Annotated in this window: 8 protein-coding genes; 5 read left to right on the forward strand and 3 right to left on the reverse strand. The window is 38.9% G+C overall.

Translation table 11 applies throughout. The features are described 5' to 3' along the window. Positions 1-106: 106 nt before the first annotated feature. The 5 genes from P0Y49_15665 to P0Y49_15685 all read left to right on the forward strand — a co-directional run bounded on the left by P0Y49_15665 (position 107) and on the right by P0Y49_15685 (position 4,409). Complete coding sequence (locus P0Y49_15665; GenBank protein WEK18228.1) at positions 107-805, forward strand: SMUG2 DNA glycosylase family protein; 699 nt, start codon at positions 107-109, stop codon at positions 803-805. A gap of 242 nt (positions 806-1,047) precedes the next feature. Beyond that, positions 1,048-1,884 carry a DNA damage-inducible protein D gene (dinD, locus tag P0Y49_15670; GenBank protein ID WEK18229.1) on the forward strand — a complete coding sequence of 279 codons (837 nt, stop codon included), beginning with the start codon at positions 1,048-1,050 and terminating at the stop codon, positions 1,882-1,884. 85 nt (positions 1,885-1,969) lie between these two features. Continuing rightward, a complete protein-coding gene (locus tag P0Y49_15675; GenBank protein WEK18230.1) occupies positions 1,970-3,160 on the forward strand; it encodes a metallophosphoesterase in 1,191 nt (396 codons plus the stop codon). 98 nt (positions 3,161-3,258) lie between these two features. Next, complete coding sequence (locus P0Y49_15680; protein ID WEK18231.1) at positions 3,259-3,984, forward strand: CDP-alcohol phosphatidyltransferase; 726 nt, start codon at positions 3,259-3,261, stop codon at positions 3,982-3,984. After that, positions 3,984-4,409, forward strand: coding sequence for a GtrA family protein (locus tag P0Y49_15685; GenBank protein WEK18232.1), 426 nt, complete (start codon positions 3,984-3,986; stop codon positions 4,407-4,409). The genes P0Y49_15680 and P0Y49_15685 overlap by 1 nt, the downstream gene beginning before the upstream one ends. 20 nt (positions 4,410-4,429) lie before the next feature. Here the strand turns inward: P0Y49_15685 and P0Y49_15690 are convergent, their stop codons facing one another. The 3 genes from P0Y49_15690 to P0Y49_15700 all read right to left on the reverse strand — a co-directional run bounded on the left by P0Y49_15690 (position 4,430) and on the right by P0Y49_15700 (position 8,091). Then, the gene (locus P0Y49_15690; protein WEK18233.1) at positions 4,430-5,590 is read right to left on the reverse strand and encodes a helix-turn-helix domain-containing protein; all 1,161 of its coding nucleotides are present in this window, start codon (positions 5,588-5,590) and stop codon (positions 4,430-4,432) included. Between the two features lie 112 nt (positions 5,591-5,702). Continuing rightward, complete coding sequence (locus P0Y49_15695) at positions 5,703-6,614, reverse strand: tail fiber domain-containing protein (protein ID WEK18234.1); 912 nt, start codon at positions 6,612-6,614, stop codon at positions 5,703-5,705. Between the two features lie 61 nt (positions 6,615-6,675). Further along, entirely contained in the window at positions 6,676-8,091 is a 1,416-nt protein-coding gene (locus P0Y49_15700) for a hypothetical protein (GenBank protein WEK18235.1), read from the reverse strand. Between the last annotated feature and the right edge of the window lies 1 nt (position 8,092).

Consider the following 8,092-nt stretch of genomic DNA (forward strand, 5'->3'; position numbering starts at 1 on the left):
ATATATTTCTTAAAATAACATATAAAAACCTAATTACCAGCATATTAATTTATAATTCTTAGATAAAGAAACAGGAATCAATGTAAAATTTACTATTTTTAACCTGATGACATTTGCAGATAAAGCTATCCGGTTCAATAAACTTTTAAATTATACAGGTTCAGCATTACCACCTGGCATTCGGATTATGAATCCTTTTACAGAGTTTGAGCAAACGATGGGAATTACTGAAAGCTTTTACCGCAAATACTATAATGACAATAAGCCAAGGCATCTCATTTTAGGTATTAATCCAAGCAGGCTTGGAGCCGGCTTAACAGGCATTCCATTTACAGACCCCAAAAGGCTAATGAGTAAGTGTCACATTGCATACGAAGGAAAAATAACACATGAACCTTCCTCAGTTTTTATCTACGAGATGATCAAAGCTTATGGTGGTATTGAGGCCTTTTACGGAGACTTTTATATTAACTCCCCTTGCCCTCTTGGCTTTACTTCCATTGACATCAATGGGAGAGAAAAGAATTACAATTATTATGACAGTAAAGAGCTCATCAACTCAGTAAAAGACTTTATGATTGATAGCATTCATCAACTAATTGATCTAGGTATTCATACCGACATTTGTTTTTGCTTTGGTACAGGTAAGAATGAAAAATTTCTAAGCAAGCTAAACGAAGAGCATCATTTCTTCAAAAAGATCATCGCCCTCGAACATCCCAGGTTCATTATGCAGTATAAAAACTCCGAAAAGCAATTTTATATTGATAAATACATATCTGCATTTGAATCTATTAAGCAATAGGATCATTTTCCTGACGTCAGGAAAATGATCCTATTGCTTATCTATGCACTTTCCAGCCTATTTATTAGCCCTTTTCAGCAGATCCAACCAAAGGGGTCTAATATCTCTTCATAAAAGGTAAACCCGCCCTTATCCACAAAAAAATCTAATAACAACACAGTATTTCTTAATAAATTCAAAATTAATTAATTATAAATTTTGTTATTTAAAATTTCCTATCGACGTTCGCCAAAATATTAAATATGAAAACAGAAGAAATAGGTAATTTATTTACACAGTTTGAATCTACAGCATATGAGATCGAAGGAATTGAATGCTGGAGTGCAAGATCCTTACAAACTATACTAGGTTATAGTAAATGGGAAAACTTTGATAAGGTAATTCAAAAAGCAAAAGGAGCCTGTAAAAATGCCGGGGAAGAGATAACTGACCATTTTCCTGATGTCAGGAAAATGGTCAGTCTAGGTAACGGATCAGTTCGAGAGGTTGAAGATATTGCATTAACCAGATATGCTTGCTATCTCATTGCCCAAAATGGAGATCCTTCAAAATCACAGATTGCTTTCGCCCAGACCTATTTTGCGGTACAAACCCGTAAACAGGAAATAATTGAACAAAGATTACTGGAATACGAAAGAATGAAGGCCAGAGAGAAGTTAAGTCAAACTGAAAAACAACTTTCGGGAATATTATTTGAACGCGGCATAGATCACATCGGTTTTGCAGTTATACGTTCTAAAGGAGATGAGGCCTTATTTCTGCTTACAACTCAACAACTTAAAATAAAATTAGGTATCCCGGAGAAAAGGCCTCTAGCAGATTTCTTACCAACAGTAAGTATTAAAGCAAAAGATCTTGCTGCAGAAATGACCGGTTTAAATGTTTTGAACAAAGATTTAATCGGTCACGTTCCCATTGAAAACGAACATATTGATAACAACTCTGCAGTAAGGGCAATGCTTGTGGAAAGAGGAATACACCCTGAAACACTACCTCCCGCTGAAGATGTAAAGAAAGTACAACGTAAATTGAATAATGACAATGAGCAAGTTTTAAAGAACGCTAAAAAATTAAAATAGGGCATAATTATTCGTATTTTCATACTAATGTAATTTCATGTAACATGCCAAACACTTTGCTGTCCAAGCTGTAATTTTAAATTAAATGAGACGAAAAACGAACTTATTGCCCTTTGTGGTAATCGCCATACTATTCTTTTTGATGAACAGTTATGTACTTTCGGGCATTCATACCCTCAGTACCAATCCAGACATCACACCCATTTTCTGGACTTTTATCATCCTGATAACTGCGTCCCTTGCTTATGCCATGCAAAGAATGCATGACAATGGTATGGACATATTTTTTAAAATAGCTACCCACTCCTTTCTTGTTCTATTTGTTGCCGAACTTATTTTTATTCTGATACTATTACCGGCAGATGTTTATCGTTTATTTGCAGGTAAACCGCGGAATGGGTACTGGGTGGAATTTGCAGCATTTCTTTTTATACTCACTATCCTGATCTTTGTTTACGGTATCATCAAAGGAAAATACGCTTACAGGGTAATAAAACATACTTTGTTTTTCGATGATCTTCCCGAGAATTTTGATGGGTTTACGATCACCCAAATCTCTGATGTACATGCAGGGAGCTTCCAAAACCCAAAAGCTGTACAAAGGGGAATCGATTTAATTAAAGCACAGGGATCAGATCTATTCGTCTTTACTGGTGATCTTGTGAACAACAAGGCTGAAGAAATTAAGCCCTGGATCAGTTATTTCTCGCAGATTAAAGCACCATTTGGACAATTTTCTATACTTGGCAACCACGACTATGGCGACTACATTAAGTGGGAAAGTGAAAGTGAAAAAAGCGCCAATTTACAGCAACTAAAAAAATACCATGAAGAATTGGGTTTTAGACTATTACTGGATGAGCATGCTGTTTTAAATAAAAATGGTCAACAAATTATCCTTGCCGGTGTAGAGAATTGGGGTATTGGCTTTGGACAACGAGGTGATCTTAATAAAGCATTAACTAATGTAAGCCAAGGTGATTTTAAAATACTCCTCTCACATGATCCTACCCATTGGGATGAAGAGGTAAAAAAACTACCTTCAAAAATAGACCTTACCCTATCGGGGCATACCCATGGGATGCAGTTCGGAATTGAAGCATTTGGAATAAAATGGAGTCCTGTTAAGTATAGATATGCACATTGGGCCGGTATTGCAAATGAAAATGGTAGATTTCTGAACATCAACAGGGGCTTTGGTTTTCTTGGTTTTTCGGGACGTATTGGTATCTGGCCAGAGATTACAGTGATAGAACTTAAAAAATCCAGAAAATAATTTTATCATAGAAAGGTTGTTTTCTAATAAAAAAAGGGTTGAATTGTTTAAATTCTATACTTTTGTATTGTAGAATATAATTATACTACAGGGCCTTAATGGAAGAAAACAAATTGAGAGAAGAAACTTTGATCGCGTCTGCTGATACCGATGATTTAAAAAGGGTATTTCAGGATAGAAAGAGAACGAACATTTTAAATAGCCTGGAGCAGCAAACCATTTCTTTTCTGGTCACCAGAGTTCCCAATTATATTTCTTCAAATATGCTCACTTTTACCGGAACATTTGGCTCGGTATTGGTGCTAACCGGATTTATACTCGCTAATTATATAGATAGGACTTATCTTTTACTTGGTATTTTAGGCTTAATCATTAATTGGTTTGGCGATTCATTGGATGGTCGCATAGCCTACTATCGCAACATTCCACGCAAATGGTATGGTTTTTCACTTGACATCATTATGGACTGGGTAAGTACTGTGCTGATAGGCTTAGGCTATATGGTATATGCAAAAAGTAGTTATGAACTGATTGCTTTTGTATTTGTGGTACTTTATGGCTGGGCGATGATCATTTCTCAATTGAGATACAAAATCACAGATGTTTATAGCATAGATTCCGGACTAGTTGGGCCTACTGAGATTCGTATTATATTGGCTTTAATATTTGTCTTAGAGGTTATATTTGGCAACTTAATCGCATATTTTGCCAGTGCGATTTGTATTACACTTTTCATCATCAATATTGCGGATACCCGCAAGCTGTTAAAGCTTGGAGATATAAGGGACAATATTGAGAAAAATGCTAAAAAGAAAGCTGCCTAATGAATAAAAAAAAGTCCATTTTTGAATTTGCTAAAGCACAGATTTCGGCATTCACAGGTGGATTACTGGATTACTCGGTTATGGTATTCTGCACAGAACTGCTGCATATCCATTACACCATATCCATCGCCATTGGCGGAATTATCGGTGCAGTGGCTAACTTTTCTGTAAACCGATATTGGACGTTTGGGGCTAACCAATCGCCGGTTGGTAATCAGCTTGCTAAATTTATTTTCGTAGTAGCGGGAAGTATTACCCTAAAATCATCGGGAACTTACCTTTTCACCAACTGGTTAAATCTTGATTATAAAATAACCAGAATTATGGTCGACATTATTGTCTCCCTGGGTTTCAACTATGTATTGCAAAAATATTGGGTGTTTAGAAAAGCTCCGGTACTCCAACAATTGGAGCAATTAGATTAGGATCTTACCATAGTCCCATATTATTGCATTTGTGCGGTGTAGGTTGTTGGCGTATGCCCCGTATGTTTTTTAAAAGCTCTATAAAATGTAGTCTTTGATCCAAACCCACAATTATAACCAATACCTTCAATGGTAATATTTAACCTTTCTATATCCTTTAACTGCTTTTTTGCTTCTTCAATTCTGTAGGAGTTGACCAGATCGAAAAAGCTCTTATTGTAATATCTATTAATCACTTCTGACAACACATGAGCAGAAATTTGAAGCGCCGCTGCCATTTGTTTTAGTGACAGGTCTTCATCATAGAGTAATTTACTCGAAATCAGGAAAATCTCAACAGAATGACCATATTCTTCTACCTGAGCGTTCGATAATGTCGATTTTTGGTATCGCTCTGCGACAGAGGCTGTCGCATTTGTGACCAGAACGGTTAAAGGCTCCGACAAATCTATACGAGAAAATACGATAGAATAATTTAGCGACTTATAAACTATAATGAAATAAATAAAGGTACTAAAATAGGCTACTGCCAGCTGGCTGATCTTTGTGTCTGCAATCAATATAGTTATTGGTGCAATAATGCAGCTAAACACCATCAATAAGATAATCAGGTCCTTTAGCCACCCAAGCTGCAACCGTCTGGTATTGGAATAAGCTGCCTTAATGCTTTCAGTATGATGATTCAATACCTGTATAGATCTAATCAAATAAAACAAAAGATAGACTGTAAGGCCCAATAACAGCAATAAGTTAATCAAGGTATAATGTGTTCCACCCTTCTCATCTTGATAATAAAAATTATGGAGTTGGTCTGCCCTTTTGGTAACCAGCAGAAAACCTAAATTTAAAACGGAGGGGATTAAAAGCAACCAGTGCGGTTTTGATTTTTTTAGTAAATCCTGCTCACCGCTCATCGCCCTGACATAAAAATAAAATAAGGGGCCTAACGCCGACAGTACAATTCCCATAATCGGATCAAGAAAGGGGATGTATTGCAAATATCCCTTCTGCAAAACAAGGTGCTGAACATGAAGTGTAGAGAAGCCTACCAGAAATATGGCCAGGATCTGATCTGCCTGGCTTCGATTTTTCTTGAATGCAAGAAATAAACAAAGTAACCACAGGTGCAGACAGCAAAAGATTGACAGATAGTAAGAAAAGTCAAGGTTTTGATTTGCCATACACAATACTATATATAAAAATTAGGTTTCACCTAATAAAGCAAAACTTTTTCTTAAAGGGGTTGCCATGCGATTTGCATAAAAACAATCTGACCTTATTTAATTAGAACGGTTATTTCTCGCCCTTAATTAACGCTTTCAATTCTGCCAGTTCTTTCTTTAACAACTCTACCTCCGTTTTCAAATTGCTAATCTCTTCGTCATGCTCCTGCCAACCCTTCAGCAAAGGAACTGTCATCGTCTGATAATTCAGCGATAGTGTTTTGTTCGCATCGTTATCAATGCGAATGAGGGAAGGAAAATATTCCTGAACATTCTGCGCGATAAATCCAATCTGGTGCAAGTCCATATCTTTACGGTCATAAGATACCGCATGCAGTCTCCTTAAACTCTCTGATACCGGGGGAATAGTCATGATATTCTTTTTTAGGCGCACATCCGAATTGGCGGTCACATCTCCTGTCGCAGTAATATCTCCCGAAACCATCACCTTTCCAGTCACGCGCAGTTCCGAATTTACATCCAGAATGGTGAACTTACCCTCTGCAGGTGTCAAAGCACCAATCAATGTTCCATCAATGGCACCTTTGGTAATCTCTACTGCATCTTTGTTCTGAATCGCCATAGTTCCAAGCCCAAGGTTTGTCCTTGCATCCTCTGCAGTAACAGCACCCGTTCCGCCTTTTTCAATGGCCACAACGCCTCCAGTACCCCCACTGCCACTACCTGCTCCAAAGGCAATCTCCGCCCAATTCGCATCTACCAGACCTCCCTTGAGCTGGTAAAGTTTTTCTTCTGAGATAACGTACACCAACATCCCAACACTCCTTCTTGCCGGAGTAATGCCATTACGTTCGGAGAGGTCAGCTACAGAGCGAAAACCGCCCTTACCATAAATCTCATTGTGTGTGGGATATTTATCTGTGAGGTCATTGGGCTCTACTGAACCAATCACTTTCACTTGCGCCGATGCAGCCAGACTACCCAGCGCCATCACTATTAAAAATGAATAGATATTTTTCATTTTAAATGCTTTTATTTTTAACATCTGTCTCTTTTTTAAAATAAAAATTACGGAACTTGGCCTACTGGACACTAAAAGTTAGTCCTGCAGCTGTATTGTCCTTCTGCACATAAATCACATAGGATGTTGTTCCTCCAGCTGCATTGGTAAACGACCGGGTGGTCTTCTCAAAGGCACCTGTAGAATCATTTACACCAACAATGATCTTACTCCCTCCCCAGGAAGCCGGATAGGCAATCACAAGCTTCTGTCTGCCACTTGGCGCAGCAGATTTGTTTGACACCACAGCAGAGGTAGCCAATTCACTGCCGGACAATGCAAGAATCTGTGCATCTGTTGGCGCAAAGGGGACCCCATCTTCACCACCTGAAGCAAAACCCCAATAGCGTTTCCACTGAAACTCGAGGGATGCACTGGACGATGCCGTTTTATTATCTGATGTTTTTACGGACATCGTAAAAGTAGTTTTCACATTATTTGTTGCTGAAGCACTTTGTGTTCCATTAACAGAAGCACCGGCAGCAGGTGAGCCTGTAAAAACATTGGTCCCATTAACGATAATCTCCGTAATTTCTTCAGTTGCAGCAGCCCTTGTTGCGGTCCAGGCCAGGGAAACCGTTGTACTACCTGCCGGTCCCATTTCCTTCACACCATTTGGTGTAGCAGTAAGCGATGCCGAAGGCCCCACCGAAGGATAAAATACTGCCTCAATCCATTTGGCCAGGTCATCAGTACCCGGATTTACATTTTTATAATAATCTCCTGTGATGGGGCGGTTACCATTAAAATTCCCAATAGTACCACCACCGCCTGTTCCCAGGTTAGCTTTATCTACCCAAGTCACTTTGCCATCAGCATCTGTCATCAATACCTGATCAGCAGTACCCGGATTGATCTTTTCTACGGTCACTGCTTTCTCTGTAATTGAAGGATTTGGATAAGTACCGGTCAAATCACCCCCTGCCGAGCCTGAGGGTATACCCTGAAGCAACAATACCGGCCAACTATTGTCGGCCTGCTTAGGACCATATAAAGTTTGTGTTGCAGTATGAATAAAGAAATCACCGGCCTTTCCTGTGCTGGCATCCGGTACCGCTGCACCATAAATCAGGTTATTACCCGCCGCAGGTGTACCCGGTGAAAAGGCAATCCAGTTATTGTTATCGTTCAGCTCTGCAGGCAAATCCTTACAGATCAACTGGAAAGTTTTAGCCTTTCCGGTACCATCGTCCATTACGGTACACAGCATTCCAGGCTGGCGCCTATCTGCACTGATATTATTTCTCTCGGCAACCGTTGCTACCTGATGATGCCCACCTTTGGCATCATTTGTATAAATAATCACTTTCCCCTCCTTAGGAATCAGTGGGTTTCCGATAAACTGGGCTTTAACATCTGTAGAATGAAAGCACCAGGCACTTAAAGCGAGCACCATAAACCTGATTAAATGGCTGCTCCATTTTTGTTTGATTTGCATA

The organism is Candidatus Pedobacter colombiensis (genome assembly GCA_029202485.1).
Classification (GTDB): domain Bacteria; phylum Bacteroidota; class Bacteroidia; order Sphingobacteriales; family Sphingobacteriaceae; genus Pedobacter; species Pedobacter colombiensis.